13 protein-coding genes are annotated in these 22,213 nt (G+C 44.2%); all 13 read right to left on the bottom strand.

Annotated elements, in window-relative coordinates; all coding sequences use genetic code 11:
• Positions 1-147: 147 nt before the first annotated feature.
• Positions 148-627 (bottom strand): hypothetical protein, encoded by a 480-nt coding sequence (locus J8M01_RS05365; protein ID WP_211057273.1) that lies wholly within the window; start codon positions 625-627, stop codon positions 148-150.
• A 1-nt stretch (position 628) separates the two neighbouring features.
• Positions 629-1,030 carry a hypothetical protein gene (locus tag J8M01_RS05360; RefSeq protein WP_211057272.1) on the bottom strand — a complete coding sequence of 134 codons (402 nt, stop codon included), beginning with the start codon at positions 1,028-1,030 and terminating at the stop codon, positions 629-631.
• Positions 1,030-4,950, bottom strand: coding sequence for a phage tail protein (locus tag J8M01_RS05355; protein ID WP_211057271.1), 3,921 nt, complete (start codon positions 4,948-4,950; stop codon positions 1,030-1,032). The genes J8M01_RS05360 and J8M01_RS05355 overlap by 1 nt, the downstream gene beginning before the upstream one ends.
• Before the next feature lie 11 nt (positions 4,951-4,961).
• Positions 4,962-5,576 carry a phage tail protein I gene (locus tag J8M01_RS05350; RefSeq protein ID WP_211057270.1) on the bottom strand — a complete coding sequence of 205 codons (615 nt, stop codon included), beginning with the start codon at positions 5,574-5,576 and terminating at the stop codon, positions 4,962-4,964.
• Entirely contained in the window at positions 5,573-6,478 is a 906-nt protein-coding gene (locus J8M01_RS05345; protein WP_211057269.1) for a baseplate J/gp47 family protein, read from the bottom strand. Before J8M01_RS05345 ends, J8M01_RS05350 begins: the two co-directional genes overlap by 4 nt.
• Before the next feature lie 71 nt (positions 6,479-6,549).
• Complete coding sequence (locus J8M01_RS05340) at positions 6,550-7,317, bottom strand: hypothetical protein (protein ID WP_211057268.1); 768 nt, start codon at positions 7,315-7,317, stop codon at positions 6,550-6,552.
• 894 nt (positions 7,318-8,211) lie between these two features.
• Positions 8,212-8,922: a hypothetical protein gene (locus tag J8M01_RS05335; protein ID WP_211057267.1), complete on the bottom strand. Its 711-nt coding sequence runs from the start codon at positions 8,920-8,922 to the stop codon at positions 8,212-8,214.
• Between the two features lie 9 nt (positions 8,923-8,931).
• Positions 8,932-11,790, bottom strand: a complete 2,859-nt coding sequence (locus J8M01_RS05330; protein WP_211057266.1) for a hypothetical protein — start codon at positions 11,788-11,790, stop codon at positions 8,932-8,934.
• 35 nt (positions 11,791-11,825) lie between these two features.
• A complete protein-coding gene (locus J8M01_RS05325) occupies positions 11,826-13,694 on the bottom strand; it encodes a hypothetical protein (protein WP_211057265.1) in 1,869 nt (622 codons plus the stop codon).
• A gap of 2 nt (positions 13,695-13,696) precedes the next feature.
• On the bottom strand, positions 13,697-17,920 hold the full coding sequence (locus J8M01_RS05320; protein ID WP_211057264.1) for a hypothetical protein: 4,224 nt from the start codon (positions 17,918-17,920) through the stop codon (positions 13,697-13,699).
• The gene (locus J8M01_RS05315) at positions 17,917-18,537 is read right to left on the bottom strand and encodes a DUF2163 domain-containing protein (RefSeq protein WP_211057263.1); all 621 of its coding nucleotides are present in this window, start codon (positions 18,535-18,537) and stop codon (positions 17,917-17,919) included. The genes J8M01_RS05320 and J8M01_RS05315 overlap by 4 nt, the downstream gene beginning before the upstream one ends.
• Positions 18,534-19,121 carry a hypothetical protein gene (locus J8M01_RS05310; protein WP_211057262.1) on the bottom strand — a complete coding sequence of 196 codons (588 nt, stop codon included), beginning with the start codon at positions 19,119-19,121 and terminating at the stop codon, positions 18,534-18,536. Before J8M01_RS05310 ends, J8M01_RS05315 begins: the two co-directional genes overlap by 4 nt.
• Positions 19,112-22,129: a hypothetical protein gene (locus J8M01_RS05305; protein ID WP_211057261.1), complete on the bottom strand. Its 3,018-nt coding sequence runs from the start codon at positions 22,127-22,129 to the stop codon at positions 19,112-19,114. The genes J8M01_RS05310 and J8M01_RS05305 overlap by 10 nt, the downstream gene beginning before the upstream one ends.
• Between the last annotated feature and the right edge of the window lie 84 nt (positions 22,130-22,213).

The following is a 22,213-nucleotide window of genomic DNA, read 5'->3' as shown; positions in this document are numbered from 1 at the left end:
TGGGAGAACCATGCTACGCAGCCTCTGCTTTGTATAAAATCCAATCAAACTGCTGCAAAAATGAACCTGAAAGATCAACAGCCCCTAATATAAGCGTATTTAAACGCCAATGATAAAAATCAAATAAGCAGTGTTATCTACTCATTGTTACGCTGATACGTACGCATCAAACTCTAACGTATCAAATGCCAATCTAAACGGGGCTTCTATACGCTCAAGCCCCGCGTTTAAACGCTTTGCGGTGATGATGTAATTGCCTGATTGCTCAAACTTGCCTTGCATTGTCACAATGCCTTCTTTGATGTTCGCCACAAAGCGTATGTCATCAACAGGTTGCGTGGCATTTATCACCCGCTCAACCATGACCATTAAGCCACCATCGGGCAAGCCTTCGGCGTTTGCTGTGATTGTGAACGGCTCGTCTTTGGGCAGCCACCAAATATTGCCGATAAGCTGGGCGTTGGGGCTGGTGACGGTGATGTTAGATAATTGAATTATTAGCTCGCTGCTAATACTTCTGTCGATATAAGTATATTCAACTATCGCACCTGAGCTTGCTTGCTCTCTAACACGCTCATTGTTAGCTGGTGTTGCGTTTATCCACTCGTTATTTCTAAAAACTTCCATTTTAATCACCTATTTCCCAAGCAAGCTCTAACGAGATAGACTGGCCGTTTTTTTGTTTGATACTGATACTCTCATCAGTCTTTCCAATGATGCTTGTATACACTGTAAGTTGATCATGATTTGATTGATTATTGATAAATTTGTAGTAACCAACATCGACGTAAAAAGCATCTATTCCGCCCGCTACTGATAAAGTAGCGTACGGCGATATTTGTTTGTCATCTATGAAAATGGCAACATCAGCGGCGCTAAGGGTTTTGCTGTCCGGCAATAGCTTAGTGAGCTTTACGCGCTTACCTGCGGGCGGTGTAATTGTGAAAGGCAAACCGCCGAATTTATTGCCAGATAACTCAGTCGGGCTAAAATCACTCGACGATGATAAAGAGCTTACTTGTGTACTCATTACTGCATCTCCCAATTTTTGTCTGAATTTAATATAAAGGTCAGCGTACAATGCCTATCAAATAACACGCTGGTATCGGTGAGCATGGTGGTGCCGCGCATCATGGCGATATGCTCTGACCTCCCGCTTTGTGAACCGTGGGTTTTAATTGTGGGTTTTGCCGCTATAGATTTTGATGCGACAACCGCTGTGCCCTCTTCTAAATTACTCACATCTGGCAATGTAAAAGTAGCGGTGGTGGTTAAATGGTTTTTGCTGTGCGCAGACAGTGTGCCGCTTGATATAACGTTGCGGCGCTCTGATTGCTCAGCAATATTGCCCACATGCGCCACATCGTGACCATTTATTTGTATGCCCGTTTCGCCGCTAGAGCTTAAATTTCGGCCAAATAATTTAACCGTGTGCGTATGCTCAATGGTGTAATCCGCGGTGTCATAATTACCAATGCTCACACCATCGTTGGTGTACGATAAAATATCGCAATGTAAATACAGTGGATTGCCGCTGAGTAACTTGACTTGTATTAAATATTTTTCGTTGCCATTGCTGATCACTTTCAACTGAATTGCGGTGTAACCGCCGCACAGTGAGTCAATGACGATATCTTGATGATGATTCACTAATATAAATGCATTGACGTTAACAACGGTACTGCCTGATGTGCCTTTTAGTTGCAAAGCAATGCTTGAAGAAAGTCCGTACCCCTCAATTTTTGCGATTGTTGTAAAGTTGTCTTTAACTACTGTGGGCGTTCGGCCGTAGTGACGCTGAAATGCGCCTACATCGCTGGCGCTGGGTTTGTGCCCTTCGTGATATACGCGTTTGTCATAGCTTGATCCTGCGTAAATTTCCCCTTCTACATGCAAATTTTTATTAAACCAATGACTAGTTCTATCTGTTGAGTAATGACAATGTCCAGAGTTTTGTGAGCCAATATCAACATAGCCGTGATTGGTTTTTATCTTGAGTGAATTACCACCTCCTTTTTCTATTCGTGTATTTTCATCACCAATCCACAATTGACTGCGAAATTGCACCCATGTGTTCTGGTGATGCATTTTCATGGCCCAGTTATCAGCAATATTGTCTGATCCTAAATTGCCCATGCCGATATAGCTGCGGCCATCTCCTGTGTAGCTTAGGTGTAATGATGCACCACCATCACGGCCATTTTCACCCAATGACATACCCGCTGCCTGTTCATTCGTATCACTGCCAGAGCCTGCGCTATCGAGCGTTAGCCATGGGTTGTTTTTGGTAATATTAATATCAGCGCCATAGTCAAAGCCTTGGCCGTTGGTGTATTTGAGTGCAACTTTATTATTGAACGCATCATAAATACCTGTGTAGCCGTTTTCAGTGTTCGGCGTCCATATGTAGCTGTCTGAGCCCGACATTTTCAAGTCGCCTTTGACTTTCAAGTCTCCCTCAATTGACCACGTACCATAGCCTCTGACTACAGGCCAGTCGGATGCGTGGTTAATGGCAAGTTCGGTTTCATGGCCCACCAATGCGCGTTTATCTCGAATTGTTAAATCTTGACCCGTTGCCACTATATGCGAGCTGTCAAAAACGCCTAACTTATCGCTGATCTCTGCGGACGTTGGTTTTTGCGTTGAATCGTACACGTAGGCAATTGGTATAGAAGCTTCTTTTGTACCACTTGGCTTCGCGCTATCTGTAATCGAAAGCACCGTATTGTACCTACGCCCAGCGAATTGTGTTGAGATACATCGCACATCAAACCCTTGCCAATACGCTTGTCTTGGGAACCAAAAACACAAACGCCCATCGACATTGATAGCAATCAAACCCGACAGCTTAAACCCAGTCGCGACTGCACTGATCTTTATTATGGTCTGATTATATATGTACCCCTGCGCTTTTAAATCGACGGGCAGACCACCTGCATACGCGTTCCCCGTTATTTCTAACATCCAGCTATTACCTGTGTTAACGCTGTAATCTATCGAGGTGGTTATGAGCGTCCCTAGAGTGAAGTCTCTTGCAGAATGCAAAGGTAAATGCGTCAGCGCTTCATTAACCACTTGCGCTTTGGTTTTTCCTTCGAGTTTAGCTGCATCGACTGCTTTTGCGGTTTTTCCAAGGTATTTATCACTGAGCTTTGTGCCAGCTTCATATACATCTCCAGTGGTATGAATACGCCCATGAGATGCATCTAAAAATATTCTGGCATCGCCATCGGCCGCAACATACATGCCCCAGCCACCTTCATAGGGTACAAAACTAGCGGAACTGGCATGGGTATACCCAATACCATGCATAATATTTAGTTCCGTTTCACTGGGCTGATAGTTGCTACCAATGGTGTAAATAGGGTTGGTTTTAGTCGAATTTTCACCCACATTATTGTAGGAACCAACGAGATAGCCGCTATTGTGGTAGTTGCGCTCAATGTTGCCAGTAAAGCGCCAAGTGCCGCCTGCATCAACGTGTGACCAATCTGAATTGTAATTAATGACTAACCTGTCATCCAAACCGACTAAAGCGCGTTTGTTACGTATCCTAAAATCCTGACCAGTTGCATCAATTAATGAACTTTCAAATCGAGCGAGCTTGTCGCTAATATCTGCTGGCGTGGGCTTATTTTGTGTAGAGTATGTATTGGCAAAAAACTCAAACGGTTTTGCATTTGCGTTACTTTGACAAGCTATCCAGCATTTATATTCAAACGGGTATGCTGCAATGCCATGATGGTTTCCAAATGCAGGTTGATTATTAACAATTGCAATCGACGGGTAATTAGTACTGTTGGTGCTGCCGTAAATCGTATTAGCACTCCATGTGCTCCCGTACCTTGTAAAGCGCCCAACAAAGTTAGTGCTTGTACCAGTCATGTCTGTAGAGCCGAAGACTAAAATGTCACATGCTGTCGCGGGTAAATCAGGGAATGGCACTGTGCGATTTGCTGGTATCGTTAAGCTAAATGAGCGGTCGTAAAAATTACTCGACTGATAATCCATGTGTGTAAGCCCTGCTCGCGCTTCACTAATTACTTGCGTTTTGGTTTTGCCTTCGAGTTTAACTGAGTCTGCGGCTTTGGCTGATTTGCCTAGATATTTGTCTTTTAAGCTGGTGGTACCTTCAATAAAGCTAGGGGATGTAACTGAGCCGCGAAATTCCCAGTCGTTGCTGTGAACATAGTTTCTTGCTGTCCAGTGCAACCCGCTACCATCGCTTCTAAAAAAACTAATATGATCAGCACCAGCCCCCGTTGTTACGGGGTTATTGTCACCATTGTATTCAATACCACCACCATGACGCAGTGATTGCCCCACATAAACACGGCCTGTTGTCTGCTCATTTTCCACCCCATCCAGCGAACACACATTGAGTGTTGCCATACCCGTACTATCCGCATTAATATTCACCGTGGTACTGGTACCATTATCAAAGGTCCAATTTTTGCCGACGTGCGATAAAACACTGAGTTCACTCTGATCAACTTGGTCACTCACCCACTCTTTAGTGGCATAAATCATCGAGGGATCTATTTTTTCACTCACCACTTGGGCATTGATCACATCAATCACTGCTTTTATGCCGAGCTCTGCCGCGGCGTTATCTGCTGCTGCCGGTTTATACGTTTCAGGGTAATTAATGATGGCGAATGCCTCACCATCATCGGTATAAAATGCCGCTTCACGTACATAAAACCCGCCCTCTGTGGCAGGGACTATCCCAACCACTTCTATTAAGGCATTGTTGTGCGTTAATTGTTTTAAAGCGCTGGTATGACTACGATATTGACGATTAATTAAGTCATTTGAGGTATGGCTTATCTGGCCATCCCCAACCGCAAATTCGCTGATTTTGATGCTATGATCACCGGCAATGGCCGCCAGTACTTTCTCACGGCCTGCGCGCGTGAGTAAGGTCCAATATTGAGAGTTCGACATAAGTGTTTTCTTTAATGAGAATAGGGATAAATGGTGGTCATTGAAGAGCTACAATGAATGCTATTGAGTTCAACCACGGGTTTGGCTTGCAAGTTCATATGCAAGTTATAATCAACTGATTTACGCTTGGCGCGGTCAATGAGCTTACGGGTTTCTTTTATAAGTGGTAAGTCTATACCCCGATGAGATACATACACGTCAACCCGAAAAGTACCAGGTTCAGACATGGGGTGGTGCTCAAACCACTCACTTATTTGTGCCCCCATATCAAAGTGCGCCAGTGCGTTAGTGATGGCATAGCGCGTCCCTAAATACTGATGCTGCAGATAGCTATCGGCAACCACTTGACGTTTAATAGATTCAGGCCAGCTTTCATCCCACTCTTTTACACCTTGGCTCCATGCTAGCCACGGTAGGTGTTCTAGTGGGCAGGTGTCGGGTAACCACAGACTTGACACCGTATTCGCTCCTTTGGCAAGGGCTTTAAACTCTGTATCGATGAGCTTTTGTAATTGAGCTTGTAGCACACTACCATGGTGAAGCGGTTTAAATTCCCCCTCTTGAGTATGGGCGCATGTTAAGGAGGTTAACGCACCATTGTCTATATGGTTTATTTCAGTGCTCATATAAGCACCTCAAATTCAAGCCCCGTTAGCGCGTTGTCGCACAACGCTACTTCATCATTTTGCACCAAAATATTATCAATAGGGCTCAGCAATTCAACCTCTTCAACGCCTGCTTGGTGCAGCACAGCAAACAGTGCAGAACGTTTAATATGCTTACCTAACCCCGCGCGTTCACTTAAATATCCAGCCACCTTATTGCGCACTTGTTGCTCAACTTGCGCGTGGCCTGGGCCCAGCTCTAGCTTAATTTTTGCCTGTAAGTTAAATGTGCGCGTTTTGGCACTTAATAATTGTACTCGGTCACCAATTGGTCGAATCTTTTGAGCACTGAGTACATCCGACACTGAGTTTTGATCTCCCGCTTTTAAGCCAAACGTGGTTTCTAACTTGTTCATTAAATCGTTTGAAGGCAAGCCTTTTGGGGTTTCATTACTTAAAATAGTGATCACAATATGTGACGGACTGGGACTGGTTACGAACACGTCTTTGACTCGTGCATCTGCGCTGAGCGTATGGTACTCATAACTTTCTTGGGTACCGGCCGTATTGAGACTGTGAAAGGCTTTTAAAATACGCTGACGTAATCGCTCATCGCTCTCCCCTGCCAAACGAGTCACGCTATAACGCGTGGCAATATGATCTAAATCAGAACCCATTGCACTGGCTAACAAAGTCGATTTAGCGGCATCATTGACCCGTGCACGTAATAAGGAACTTTGATAGGCATACGCATTTAATAATTGCGTTAATGGATCTGACTCTAACGCTAACGTACTGGCCAGTTCGGGGTTATTGGTGATCAGCATGTTTTTCAACGTACTGAGTAATTGCTCCGCATCGAGCTGTTCAAGCACTGCGGGGGCGGGTAACTTAGATAAATCCAGAAGTTGAGATGTTGGCATAAACTTTTCTTAATAAGGGTTTGAAAATAAATAAAGATATTGATGAAATGAACACGCACGACACACCCTCACTATTGAGATAGCGCGTCATAAAAATACAAAGCAATACTGCCTGAACTCAGAGGTACTAACGTTGACTCATTACTGATCGTACTCGTTGAGACTGCTAAGTTCATCGCACCTGTCACGGTTTGCCATTCATCATTAGCCAAATAGGCACAAAAGTTTGGCCCACCTTCACCCGCTTGCTGGTTCAGTTTAAATCGCATTGGTACACTCTTTGGCACATAATACGGATTCCACTGCCCCATCACCCCTTTTGGAAAAACCCTGACTACATCATGAATGTCGCCGATAATGTCTATATAAGGCATTGCGTCGAATTCATCCGTGTCAAACTCGGTTGCGACAACAATTTGAGCTTCTACATTATTGGCATTACCTGTACTAAACCACGCATGGGATCCGGTATTGGGGTTTACAAGCACAATACTTTGCCCGCCATCAGTGATTTCACAATGTGTTACACGCACCCAAGTATTTAACACATGACCACCCGAAAAAGACTCGATATTCGCTGTACTTTGTTCTGGGTTCTTACCCACATTTAAAAATTTGATCCAAATAGTTTGACTTGAAAATTGTGCCCCCTCTCCAAGAGAGAGATACTTATCACGCTGATAAAATAGTTTATTGTCAGCTAAGGGGTTTATCTGCGTAGGTAATACCACACTATCGAGATAAATTTTACTTTTTGATGCTTGGCATAACCCGGTATTAATTAATGTGAATGGCAGTTTCATAAGTGATGACTGTCGCGTTTTTAAAGCATGATCCATAAAGGCTCCTCTAGTATGAGTTTGATAGGAATACGCAGCATCATTTACATAAGTGCTTGCAAATAAAGTAGTAAGATTAAATAACCTCAGCTCTGAATAAGCGAATTTGTCCAATAATGCTATTTTTCTCACTTTCGGCGTTGCTTTCATTTGTCATATCCCGCTATTACTGCATAAAAACGCCTTGATATTGAACAAAATATCATCATTGGATTGTACGTAAGTTTGTTTTCAACAACATTTTCTATTCCAAAACCTTTATCCAAACCTGAGGTTAAATAAAAAAGTGCTGATAAATGCCATTAAAAGTAATGACCCTACAGGCAAAAAATGACCATATGAATGCACTGAATGTGAAGAGTTAATAATTGACAGGTATTTCAAATATAAGGGAATAATAGCAAGAATATGGGAATGGAAACGGTCAATATTGACCTAACATCAATAATAGTAAGGGCAACCTGAAATAATATTAAGTGCTCACAATAAATAACCATAATAAGGGTTCGATATGCGCACGTACTTAAAAGCAAAAAAGATTAAAGCGATATTAGCCACTTATAAAGCGTTTACTCAATATAAGTGGCTAGAGTGATTGTAACTAACCTGAGGTTAACTAGGGGCTGTTGATCTTTGCTGCTCTATTTTTGTTCTCTTTGAGCATGCTTTTATCGCGGCGCTTAATATGTGGCCTAGTAATCTAAGCGAATATTAAGCAACAAAGAGAAAGGGGTGCTCAAAAGAACCGGTAGGCAGCGCTTGATTGGCTTTTCTACTATGTTATCGACTGACTCACATGGAATAACCATGCTACGCAGCCTCTGCCTTGTATAAAATCCAATCAAACTGCGGTAAAAATGAACCTGAAAAATCAACAGCCCCCAATCTTGAGTATTACAGATCATTCATCCATAACCGAGTTTGTTCAAGGCCTGCGGCTTTGCACGCTGCCACCAGTTGCGCTTTCTTGACTCTGGTTTGGCTATTGTCAGCCAATACCCAAGAAACGCTTTCGGTGTCATCCATCACCACCGCAGCACGGGCCATACGGGTTTGCGCCATTTCATCGCCATCAAATACCAGCCCTTCAACTTCAACCGTAATGGCTGCGACATCAATGGCGCGCTGGGCTTTAAAGCGCGCGCGTTTGACTTGTTCAATGTGCTCAGCGCTGTGTGCCTCGGTTGCTGGGTGGTGATAGGCAATCAATGCATCATCATCAAACACCACTTTGGCGGGCTCTGCTTCGGTGGTGAGTGCTAAATCCACGGCCACATGTTCGCTGTTATAACATGCTCGGCGCAGCGCCAAATCAATCACCGGCTCTGCGGGTAACTCAGGTACAGGCTTTGGTTCTTCGGGGTTTGCTGCGTTATGTAGTTGAGCCGCATCAATTACTTGCTGCACTTGTTCGCACTCAATTACCCATTTTGCCTGAGCATCATTAAATGTAGTTTGCTCGTGTGCAATGGCCACTGTGAGCGCTTCATTAATTTGTGTTTGCGGGTGACGCAGCGCGATTTTGGTGTGTACGTCTTGGTATGTGACAACCGGCTGTTGGGCTGGTTCGTCATTAATTACCGCTTCTATTTGTTCTTGAGTCATGGGTATTCCTTAGTCGTTGTGGGCGATGCCAAGAGGGATTTGCGTGTGGTGGCAGAATACTTTCACCGTATTGCCGTTGAGGTCAGTTTTTACATCTTCACCATCAACAATGGGGATGGTTTGGTCATCGCCCCAGCGGCTCTCGAAAGCTCGTAGTAAAGTATACTTAGTGCCGGTGTTAGTAATAATTTCACCCATATCATTTAAGGTAAAACTATTGTAAGAATGAGCGTTCCAAGTAGTTCCTGCGTTATTTGCTAATGCGATCATCGGCCTATTTATTAATGAGTTATCAAATCCCTGAAATAAGTAAACATGACCTTTCGTAATAGCCCCTGTAGGAGAGCCCGCATTAATTACAGTCATATCAGCTATTGTGCGAGGTGTATATTTCAATTCAGCGCCGTGTAGCTGCAAATAATACAAGCCATTTTTTTCGGTGATGGTTGAGAGTGCTTTCATACCACCACTTTCATTGCCTGAAGCAAGATCAACTCGCTGATGTTCAGGCTGGGCTGCCGCTGTTAGTTTACGTGGGGCTATAGACCACGATTCGTATGTAAAACCGTTGGTGTTTAAAAAACCAACACCTTTATGCGCGCTCCCCTGTTTTGCGATGACGCCGCTTACACTTGAGTTTAAACGATTGCCTCGATCAATGTGATGAAAGTTACCTTGATATACATTACCAGTCGTTCCGACTATTTGCGCGTTGTCAGCTAGATTAGTAAAGTGACTTAGTGATTCATAATGAACCAAACCAACACTTTGTGTATTCCATGTATCTTTAATCTGGTTTTTTTCATTTACCGTAGAGGTTATAGCTTGCCATGTCTCACCATTATTCATTGTGCGCAATGCGTTAACAGATGGGTGAGATAAAGACTTCCTATTTGCTGTAAATAACTGATCAGCTTCATCACTTGGTAATTGAGGGACCCACTGCCCAACAACCCCATCAGGGAATGTGGCTGCCATGCGATCTGGGTGACCAATAATATCTACCCAGGGGAGTGAATCATATTCGGCATTAAAGTCGGTTCTATAATACGAAATCATGATTCTATCATCTACATTTATAACCGTACTGTCGTCCATCTGTACGTTAAATACATGTTGTGCTGTGGTACTTTTTGATATTGTAACGGGCTTATTTTTTGTTAAATTCCAGCCTTTGATTTTCTCGTTTGATGAATAAGGTCTTGCCCAACCATTGCTGTCTATTTGCACGTAACCTAGCGAAGTCCCACCTGTTTGATACACTTTTGAGTCAAACTTAGTGACCATTAATTTTTGTTTACCTCGCAAAGTCCCAGCTACTGCTTTACGCATGGTGTCTTCACGCAGTTTATTTACGTCAAGCTTGTTGGCATTTAAACGCAAATCTTCAACTTGTCCCGCGTAGATAGCGTCATGGAACTTGTATTGGTCTGAGCGACCACTGATACCAGAGCCAATATCGCCAGAACGTTGCCGCCCCGTTTCACCTGAACTGATGGCTTCATAAAATGATTTACGGGTTGAAGAGTTAATAAATTCGGAGTTTATATACCAATTACCCGCAACAACATCTTGCTTAATCCATCTATCACATCCCATCGGATTATAACTTGGGTGATAAGCACCTTGGTTCAAGCGTTGGACGAGGGCGATGGACAGTGCACGTATTTGATTCTCGTGCGCTCTGTCAGATGAATATTCTCCTCTTACCTCCCAAAGTGCTGAATCAATTATTTTACGATCGGTACTCTTACAGCCAATGAACCCATCCCCGATACCATTGCCATAATCATGACAAGTCGAAAATGCCCCTCGCGTTTTAATACGCGAATAAGCGTTATCATATGACATCATTAGTGGACTACCTGCTGGTGCAGCTAAATCCCAATCATCCCCAAGCCCCTCAATAACGCGTATTCTGTAACGCACTTGAATATACGCATTGGCTTGCGGGTCAAAGTAAATATTATGCTCGGGCTCACTTAAAAATAGGGCTTTTTGTGCATCGGCTAATGATGACCATTTAACGCCATAACCTTGGGTGTTTTCATCCCATTCCCCAAACGCTGAATAGCCCTGAACGACTAAGTTATTGAGTAGTGTCACACCTTCATAGCTACTTGCACCGTATTGCACGTTGCCTAGTGGATAAACGATGTCTTTGTCTGCAATTTTTTCATGCCATGACTCTAAAAAGACCAAATCTTTGCGTGAGGTAATGACTTTACTGGTGGCCGTTTCAGAGGCGAATGCGACTTCAGCATTGGTGTGTTGGGTCACTGTGCCAGTGGCAGAATCGTAGGTTTTGGTGCCATCAGGGGCCGGTGGAAAGCGTATTTGTATATTATTAGGAGCTTCAGTCAAGTTGCTAGCTGTACCTTTAATATTATGTGATACACCATCGATTACAGCTACAGGGAAATCAGTTCGTGATATTCCAGCTTCAGACAAATTATTACGACGACCCCAGCGTAGCTCTCCTCGTACATCATTGTGCGGCCAAAGACCTTCATTTACGGGGCCGTCTGCTGCACCTACCCAATGCTTTCCCCACTCAACAAACCCGCTGCCCGCATATTGTTGTTTTCGCATATCACGCAGGGCATCAAACTGGGCTTTGGTCATGGCGTGCGGGTGGGGGTTTACGCTTTGCGCTTGTTCTACCAGTGTTTTGAGTGTCGGCGTTGGGTGTTTGTTGCCATTTTGGTCGGTGAGTTCTACCGTGCCTTGCTGGGTCTGCCAATCCGTCATGGCTTTAGAATTACTCGCTAATGCGTCATGTGTGCCTTGGTATTGTGTGTTTAGCTGCTCGTGTTTTTGTGTTACATCGTTGAGCGCGGTGACTGCGTTGGTGAGTTCAGTGGTCATAATATACCTTTGTATTTATCTGTATTTATTCGAAGTTAAACTGGGAATAATTGGTTAATTTGCTGTGCTGTGAGCGTGTTGTTTAATGCTGCATTGAGTGCCGTGTTTAGCTTGGCGTTTTGCTGTGCCAGCGAATTGATACTCAGCGCACACAATGCCGCGCTTGCTTTACTGTGCAATGCATCAAGGGATGTTTGTGCGCTGTGACGTTCAGTTTGCTGTTGTGCGTTCGTTGCGCTGTTTTTAAGCGTTGCTACTTGGGCTACATCAGTGCTGACTTGCTGTGCGGTTTGCACTACCTTTTCATGCGTAATGGTTACCTGATTGTTTGCCCGTATCGCACTGTGTGCATGCTGTTCGGTGCTGCTTGCTCGCTGCGATGTGTGTTTATCAAACTGCTGTGCGGTTCGGGTAATATCTGCTTTTGTGTTGTCAGCATGCGCGCTTACTTGTGCACCGACATTAGTAATGTGCTGCTCTGTGGTGTGGGCCTTGGTGTTAATTGCCTCCTTAGCATTAGTAACAGCACTGGTAACGGTATTACTCAGAGACTCATTCAATGCACTCAGGTCATTTTTGACCTGTTCAATGGCGATTTTATCAACTTGCACTTGTTGCAGGTCAGCTTGTGTTTGCGCGGCTGCGGTTGCACATAGCGCAGCATTAGCTTTGCTGTGTAGTGCATCAAGTGACGTTTGTTCATTGTGTAATTGTGTTTGCCGCTGCGCATTCAAAGTTTTGCTTTTAAGCGTTGAAATGTGACCCAAATCACGACTCACTTGTTGGGCAATTTGCACCACTTGGTCATGCGTAATCGTTACATTATTGTTTGCCCGTATCGCATTGTGTGCATACTGTTCGGTGCTGCTTGCTCGCTTTGCTGTGTTTGCATCAAACTGTTGTGCAGTGCGGGTAATGGCTGCTTTTGTGCTGTCTGCATAACTCCTTATTTGCGCTCCCACATGATTAATATGCTGCTCAGTGGTGTGGGCTTTTTCGTTAATTGTTTGCTTAGCATTGGTGACAGAACTGCTCAAAGAATCACCCAATGCGTTCAGGTCATTTTTGACCTGTTCAATGGCGGTTTTATCTGCTTGCACTTGTTGCACATCTGCGTGTGTTTGCGCTTTGGCCGTGGCGCAAATGGCGGCTGCGGCATGACTGTGGGTTTTGTCTAGGCTCACAAGTTCGGCGGCTTGCTGTACACTTTGTTTAAGCTCAAACACCGCTTGTTTATGCACTGCGACTTGCTCTGCATGTGCGTTAACGTCACTTGCTTTTGCCTTAATCTCATTATGTGTAAGTACTATTTCATCGTGCTTAGTAATGACGTTGTTGTTCGCGCTTATGACCTGCGGATAAATCGCATCAAAGGCATTAATACGCGGTGCGACCGTGGCTAAGCTTTGCTGGTTAGCCGCTATTTCTTGCGCAATGGTAGCTAAGTCGCTGCTGGCAGTCATGGCTACTTGCGCTAGTTCGGCAATCTTTGCGGGCGTGGGAATGGTTGCGGCTTCACCTAAAAAATTGGTAATAACATGGGTGTCGGCGGTGCTTGTAAACCAGCCCGTTAACTCACTTTCACGCCTATGCCATTTTGCTTGAAGCTCAGCAATGCCCTTTGCCAATTTTGCTGGCGTTGTGGCAGCAAAGTTTTGTATTAAGCCATAGCCGATATTTCTAGCATTAGCGGCTGGATTGAACGGGGTGCCATCGAGTAAATTGGCTTTTATTTGCGTATCGCTGATAACATCAAACACTTGTAAAATGTGGTCTTGCTCACTAATACGAAAGTAAAGTAAATCGCCGTTTTGAGCTTTTGCCACACGCTCAAATAGCGTGTTTGAACCCGTAATGATTGAGCTATTTTTTTGTATTGAGATTGTGCCTATCGAGTAAGCCATGGTTAACCTCGTTTGTAAATTACTGCGACCATTTTCACTTGGTCGGGGGAGTCAAAAGTAACGTTGTGACGCACTTGGGCGATGGTGTAGCGTTCCTCGCTTTGCGTGGGCTGGCGCATGCCTTTGCCAAGCATGGAACTTGAGCAAATGAGGTCGCCCGTTTGCAAATTGCCACCTTCGCCGCACACATTCATGGCACCTTCTCCGCCGGCGTTGATAGAGGCAATGTCGTACAAGTAGGCCAGTTGTTCCCACTCTTCTAAACCTTCTAAGCCAGCGGGTTGAAAGTCAGTTAGATTTCTGCGGACTGCAAATACGCCTCGGGCTGAAACATCCATGGGGGCGATAGATAGCTTTGCGGTACAAATGGCGTTGGAAATATCAGCAATGTGCATAAGTTCGTCATCACATAAAATATCGCCTTCAACGGGGGTTAGGTTTTTTGGTAACAGAGTTTCATGTGCTGAGGTATGGGGGCCAACTCTGCCTGAACCAGCATAAAATGCCCAATCGTTCGATTTAACATAAACCCCAAATTTTTCAGCCCGTACTTGTATTCCGTTATCATGATATTCAATGTCTAACCCTGTTGATTTTGGCTGGCGGTTGTTTTTTATAACCATACGTCGACCAAATAAAACACCATTCGTATTGACGATGGCGTTCATCACGTTTGATTTTTTAAAGAGTAGTTGACCCGAGTAAGCCTCAATTAAGCCACTAATACCCGCATCCCATTTGCATGAGCGAAGTGTAACTGAATTGATAACCCCTTTAGTCGCTTCAATTTCGCCTTTAAATTGGCCGCTCGATGCCTCGACTTTTCCTTTGAATGTGCCGCTTGTCGCATTAACATGACCCGAAAAGGATCCACTGCTTGCTTCAACACGCCCTTTAAAAGTGCCGCTTGTCGCATTGACATGACCGCTAAAAGAACCACTGTTAGCAACAATATGACCTTTGAACGTGTATTTTCCGCTACTTGAGTCAAAATAAACCGCGCTGTTATTGCTATTATCAAGTAACTCAAAAGTACCCGCTTTAATCCGCATCTTACCTGGTGTGATGGTCATGCCCGTCACTGTGCCATTGACGTCAACGCCGAGTTCCGCGCGCGCACTCAATTGGCCCAAAGTGCCTGCATGTGACTGTAACGTTAAGTTCGCACTGCTAATTCGGCCCTCTGAATTACTGACCCGCGTTGTGAGGTTTTGCGTAGCCGTTGCTGCGCCATCCGCCGTGGTTTTAACATCTGAGATTTGACTGGCATTGGCATCCACGCCTTTTTCTATATTTTCAGCACGTAAATTTAGCGCCGAAATCGCACTGGTATTGCCATCTACATCGGATTGCGCTACATCAACACGGCTATTCACTGCTGTGATATTTCCTTCAATATCCTGTGTACGCAGCGTGAGCGTGTTCAGTGCCGAATTGTTACCCTTCACGTCGCTTTTTACCACGTTCAATGCATCACTCACTGCCCCTATGTGCCCACCAATGCTTGCTTCAAGCCGTGTGCTTTCGGCGGCAATGGCTGTGTTGGCATCTGACTTTGTATAAAACGTTTGGTCTAGATAAGCTCTATTATCATCGACCTTACTTTCAAGCTCAGTTTTTGCTTGTGAAATAGCGCTTTTTGAGTCTACCTTTGTGACGAAGTAGGTTTTAATTTCACTGTGGTTTTCACCCACTGTTGACGTTAGTTGCGAAACTTCAGTTGATAGCGCTTGGTCGGCACTTACAAGGGTTTGCTGTACTTTCACAATTCGCGCGTTGCTGTCTTCAACTGCTGATTTTACGGTGTTGATACGTGTTGCAATGGCTTCGTTTTCGCTTGCTTGCGCGGCGGCCGCTTCGCTTACTACTGCGTTGGTGGTATCGGTTTTTTGCTCTAGATGCAGGGTGCTGGTTAAATCAGCATCAAACAGGTGTTCATTATTAAGTGCTTGCTCTAACACTGATTCGGCAAGCTCATCTATAACCGAAAATTCTGCACGTATTTCTTCAAGGTCTTTACTGGTAACCCCCGTTAAACTGAATGTTTGTCGCTGTACTTGCAAGTCATGCTTAGCTGTGAGTGTTAAGCTACTGGTACCCTGCCCTTCAAATGTGATCTCTAGCGGGCTTTGTGTATGGTTTTCAGCGTGCTCAAGCTCCGCGGTGATAATATCTGCTTCAGTATTAATCGACACAGTCAGTGTTTGAAACGCCAGTTCCTCTTTACTGTGCGACTCTGTTAATGCCACTCTCACTTGGTTTACTGCATTGGCAGGTATTAACCCAGCGCCCGTTCCTATCCATGTAGGTGCTTGGCTTAATTCAATTGCAAGTACAGTTACTTGCTCACTGGCAGAAGGTTTTGTGGTAGTAATTACAAACGACTTCCAAGCACTGACACCCGATACACTGAGGGTTCGGCATCGCCCGTGATAGGTTTTATCCGCGAGTAAACTCGCCACTGAAATAAAAGGCGATAAAACGGTGGTTTGCGACCCTTCTCCGCCAAATTGCCATTCGAAATTGGTGTTTACAGCCGCATTCAGTACCGACGCAGCCAAAGACACGCTATTGTGTGTCAGCGATACCGTTTTAATAATGGGTGTACTGGGTAATGCTAAACTAAAAATCAGCGTGGCCACGTCACTACGATACCCTAGGGCATTCACCGCACGAACGCTGAATTGGTAGTCTCCGGCATTGAGTTCCAAGTCAACAAACTGCTGTGTTGAGTCTGCGGCTTTTACCACTTTATTGTCGACTAACACCGCATATTCAAAATCAGATAACGCAGACTGCCAACTGACCCTGAGTTTATTGTCAGCTATTACCTCTGTTTCTAAGCCACTGGGGGCTTCTGGGTTTCTAGAGTGATGCACAGTATCTGGTATAGGCTGAGTGGGTACGCCCGCTTTCCAGCTATAGTGGCTGGATTGATGCTCGACTAACGATAATTGCACCTCACCATTTGACGCACAGGCCATGTCAGTTAACATGAATGGTTTTTTGTTAAAACCTACGATGTCATTGGTGACTTTAATCACATCGCCAATCACCAGCAGTGCAGCATCATCCCGTGCCGTTAATTGAATTTTTAGCTGATCACGACTTTTCCTTGCGATAAATTCCGCTAAACGGTGCGCTTCATGCACATTATTAAGGGTGTCTATTTTGAATTTTTTGTTTAAACGTATGCCATTGTCTTGTGCTAACCACTGCGATTCAACATCGCTGCCTTTGTCAGGAAAAACGGCATCTTGGACTTTGCCATTTTTTGTATTGTCGTAATACTGAACCGTTACTTGGTTAAACCGTTCACGCTTTGATGCATCTTCAATAGCAATATCACTGACTATGGTGTCGTCATTTAACTCCCATGGCACTGGTACCCGATCATCATCTAAGACCAGAGTTAATCGGCCATTCACCACAGGTAAACTTGCGCGCATTGCAACTAACAGCTTTTCGCAGTTTGTTTTAACTGATTTCGTTGTGTCTAAGCGAATATTCGATGTGTAAAGCGGGACTTTCTCTCCCCCAGTGTAACTATCAACTAACATATCACATTGTGTGGCTGCACGTTTAAAACTGTTTATGTCTAAATCATGTTGCGATAACCCTTTACCATAGCGTGGGTTAACCAAGTAATCATACAACTGTAATGCAGGGTTAGATGCCAATGTACTTGGGCGACCTAAGCGTACATCATAGATATTCGGTTGAATAATATCGGCCGTTATCTTTGGTCGCGCAGAAAAAAGTGGCTCGTTGGCAGGCTTTTCTAGGCGGATATAGCTATAGAGTAGGCCTTCAGGATGATTGTACTTCGGTGCCCAACCACTTTTATCTAAGGTCGGGTCTGAATACTGCTGGCCCGCAATACTTATTTCATAAGCAAATTTATGACCATCAATGACAAACTTAGACGATTCAATGGGTATATCATCGATGTAAATTTGTTTGACCTGCGCACCATTGTCTTCACCCCAAACAATAATAAGATGTAGTAATTCATTATCTATATCATTACGAACGGTATCATTAGTGGTTCGAAATATGATGGTGCCTGGAATTTTGCGCATTTCGCCATAAACAACCGAAATACCAGCATCGGTGGCAGGCGCGGTATAATCAACACCCGACCTACCGGCACTTTGTGCCTCGGGCTCTAAGTCGATGCCTATCAACTTAAAGGCAAATTTAAAAATGCCGTCAAATAAGCTCATGGAGCCTCCTCTTGTTGGCCCTGTTTATTTCTCGGTGGTTCATAATCAGAGCGTCGTGGCTTTGCCGATTTAGAGCGTACTTTGCCATCGCCTGCTTTCCCCCACGGAATGCTGTCATCTAAAAATGCGGTATGCTCAAATGGGTCTGTACTTGGATAATACTTCTGATGACTGGCTGTATTGGTTTGGCGGCCTGCTGTTTTCTCAAAATCGGCCCATATTGAACTGACCGTAAAACTTAAACTGCCTGAAGTCGTTAAGCGCATTTTTGATAGTAAACCTGAATATAAATGCAGATGGCCAACCGGTGACGTTGTAATAATTAATTTACTGATCTCAACGTGCCGATTCATCCACTTTTCTTGTAAACCCAGCGCGACAACACTTGGTGCCAATGCATTGAAACTGAGTTTCATATCACCAATACGAATCCCCCCACTTTGTTTCACTGTACCTACACTTTTGAACATGCCAGCCAGGTACACTGCACCGTTATAGCGTATATCTTCATCGGCATCAGTCATATATACAGTCCCCCAATCAAAGCGCATTTTAAGTAAATGGCAATAACGGTAATCCCCTTTAAGCGCTTTCGATAATGGTGGGTTGTTAATCATTCTGTGACCTCCACGAGTTCAATATTGACAGGCACAGGACGCGCCGCGGTGATCGAGATCTCGGTATCGCTGTCTTGTGAATAAACATAAAACTCAACGTCTTTACCGACCTTAATTTGTTCACTGACACCGACTGAAAACTTTAACTTTGGATAAAACTGCACTTCTCCAGAGTCACTGTTGAACAGGGTCACTTGATACACTTTTTTATGCCCAGCAAATTGTATGAAGTCGCCAACACCGATGGCATCTCCCGCTTCTTTTGCCAGTACAATGGCATCAACACTGCTTGCCCCAACGGCGCGAGTAACCCGATTTTTAACCGACAATGCACTGCCGATTTGCGGCAAGGGGCATGGCAGTGAATCTTTACCATATATGCCATCTAAACTTGCCAATTGTGCATAAATCGCCATCGCTTGTTGATACGGCAGTGGTGCGGTTGACAACTTAATTCGCCAGCGCTGAGGTTGGCCCAGCTTTCGCGCTTGACGCGTAAAACTGTGCTTATTTTTAGTAACTAAACTTTTGGTTTCTGAAATAATGGTTGCTTTGGCAATATTTGTTAATGCGCTTAATCCCATTCACCTGACTCCATTGCGTAACGCACATCTCGTAAGATTTTTGCGCGCTCTTTTTTCATGACTTGTGCAACACCATCGCTGTCGTTGGCATTGACCACATAATTGAACTTGACTGATTTATCGATACTCTGTGGGGTAAGTTCTGTATTTGAGTTTGAGGTACTTAAGCCCGCGGTTGTACGCCTGCTGGTTACATTTACAGGTCCTGATATCAACTCAGGGCCATATTCTCCAACCAAACCTATTTTACCTGCGGGAATAAGACCGCCGTGATCGTAGGCACCTGCATAGTTTGTTGACTTAATGGCCTGCACATTCGCCATACCAGCCGATACTGCGGCTGCAGCTGCTGCAATACCCAAGGCTGGGCCCACTATCGGAATTAATGCTAAAGATGAATAGGCGTTCGTCGCTGATTCATAAGTTTTAATCGTCGTTTGCGCAATAGCAGCAGCTTTCGCGGCTTTAGATTGCTTGCCACCAAATACTTTTGCAACACTTGCAACCCCCCCAAAAAAGTCAGAAGCTTGACTTAATCGGCTCGATTGCTCATTTTGCTCAATTTGCGTAACCCGCTCACTCTTGACCTTTGCCTGATCCACTTCAACTTCGGTTTGTTGCGCCAAGAAGTTTTCTGTCGCAGCAAGCTTTTCAGCATCTTTTTCTTCTTGTATTACAGTTTGTTGCTCCAAGAAGTCTTGAGTAACAGCGAGCTTTTGTGTGTTTCTTTCTTCTTCAAGAGCGGCCCCCTCTTCAGAAGACTGCGATGCGTCCTCCTCTTTATTTTCACCGAAGAATGAATCGTACAGCGCCGCTCCTGAGTCATAAGTTGCTCGTGTCGCACTGGCTATTTCTTCAACTTGCTCAGGTGAGGTAATATCTGCATTTAATAAAGTGCCTAATCCTGCGAGTTGATTTAATGCAGCTGTCGATTGCGCTAATACGTCGTCGGTTCTTTGTTGTTCAAGTTCCGCAATCTTTTTATTTCGCTCTTGGCATGCTTTAACCACAATTTGGGTTTGCTTTTCTTGCGATTCTGCAACCTCATTTTCAATCCCTAAATGGCCAGAAACTAGCGGGCTTTTAATACCCAACTGCTCGTTATTATTTGCAGAGTCATATTCTTTTTGTCTTTTAACTGTCGTCTTTTTATAACGAACACCCACATCAGCAGCGGCTTCAAACGCTTTAGATGATTTATCAATATTTGATTCTCTACGCGCAAATACCTCACTAACGCTCTGCTCTTTAACGCTCTTATTTGCATTTAAAGACTTTGATAGCCTGCTATCGACCGACTCTTGCTTTTGATCTAACGCTTGTGTCGCTTTTGCTCTTTTTTCATCAAAATCTATGTCATTTGCCAGCGGGTTTAATGCGTTTAACATTTCACTCACGCCGATGCTTAAGCTTGATGATATTCTCTCAACCCCAATGACTAATGCATCTTTTAGATAGTCAAGGTAACTGCTGCCATATTGCACAAGAGAAGCAAACTCAATCGCCATCAGCTCGACCGACGCTTTTAAGTTTTCGGGCATATTTAAAAAAGCGCTGCTAATAAAATCAACAACCTTTGTCGTGTTTCCTCCCCAATCCTTAAAATTACTCATAAGTAAAGAAGATACTGACTCAATCCCTCGCGTTAAATCCGTACCAATAGCTCGATTAAACTTATCTCCAATTGCAGAAAAGTAGGCACCTATCTCACCTGAAGCGAGTTTATTATTAAACCCATCCAGCGCCTCTGTAGCACCGGTTAAGCTATCTTTCATCAGATCGCCGATGCCCGCATTACCCACATTGAGAAATAACTCATCCCATTCTGAGCCAAACCGGGTCATCTTGCCGCCTAACGTGTCCATTTCTTTCGTCATGGCACCGGCGAAATTATTTTGACCCAGCTGAGTCAAATACGTTTGAATACTGGCTGAATCATTTTGAATCGTGGTTTTAACACCATTAAAAGACAGCGATAATACTTCGCCATTTTTTTCAGCGGTAACACCAAGCGCTGCAAAGGCATTTTGCTGAACACGAGTTGAGTTAGACGTTGTGTCGATAACACTGTTTGACACTTCTTCTAACGTAAGACCTAGCGTTGATGCAATATCACCGTAGGCAGTCATCGCTGCTTTAGTGGGAGTTAACCCATTATTAGCCAGTGCAATAAATGAGTTTGTGGTTTGCTCTAACCCATGCGGTGTTTGCTCGGCAATATCATTAATATTGGCAAATAATGTTTTCGCATGAGCAGAACTGGTGGATATTGTCTCAATTCTGGCTTGTAACGTTTCAAACTGCTTTGTTACTTCAGTGACTTTACTTATTCCAGCGACCGCAGTTTCAATTAATGTGGTTGGCCCGCCAAACGCACCACTAATTTCTCCTACCACTCCACCAAGCTTGCCTAACTTGCCTTTTGGTTTATCACCACCCTCGCTATTACTGCTGCTGGTAGCTGTTGGTACTGCGCTGCCAGCTTTGCCAGCCCTATTCATTGCTGTTGAAAATTGATTACCTTGTTTCGTAGTACGCGCGAGTTGAGCTTCTAGTGTAGAAAGGTTTTGAGCTGCGCCAGATGCGCCTTTTGTTAATTTTGAGGTTGAATTTGCCGCATTTAATACATTTTTAGACATGTCTTTAGTGAGTGTATTGGTACTTTTCATCGCACTTGCAAAGCTAAAAGTTGCTTGCTGTGATTTTAAGATCACTGAGCGGAAAGTTCGGCTCGAACCAATACTCGTGTTAAGACTTGCCGTAAATTTTCGGAGTTCTTGTGAAGCCGATTTAGTCCCCAATGTTAATGTTGCCACACTGGTCGTCGTTTGAGATAACTTAGTTATTAAATTCGAGGCTGTTTTATCTGTATTAACTAACCCTTTAGTAAAGTTTGTATTCGCTTTGAGTGTTTTTTTGAATTGTGATTCTAATGCTGCTAGGGCTTTAGTTGCGGAGCCTGAGCTCTTAGTCAATGTTTGGACAGAAAGCGCTAAATTAGTTGCCATGCATGACACTCCAATATATTCGGTCTATTGAGCGTAAAAGATCAGCCTCCCATGGTTGGAGGTGTTTACGTGTAAGAAGCGACC

It is taken from the genome of Pseudoalteromonas sp. MMG005, assembly GCF_018101015.1.
Taxonomy (GTDB): domain Bacteria; phylum Pseudomonadota; class Gammaproteobacteria; order Enterobacterales; family Alteromonadaceae; genus Pseudoalteromonas; species Pseudoalteromonas aurantia.
This window is presented reverse-complemented; position numbering and strand designations above follow the sequence as displayed.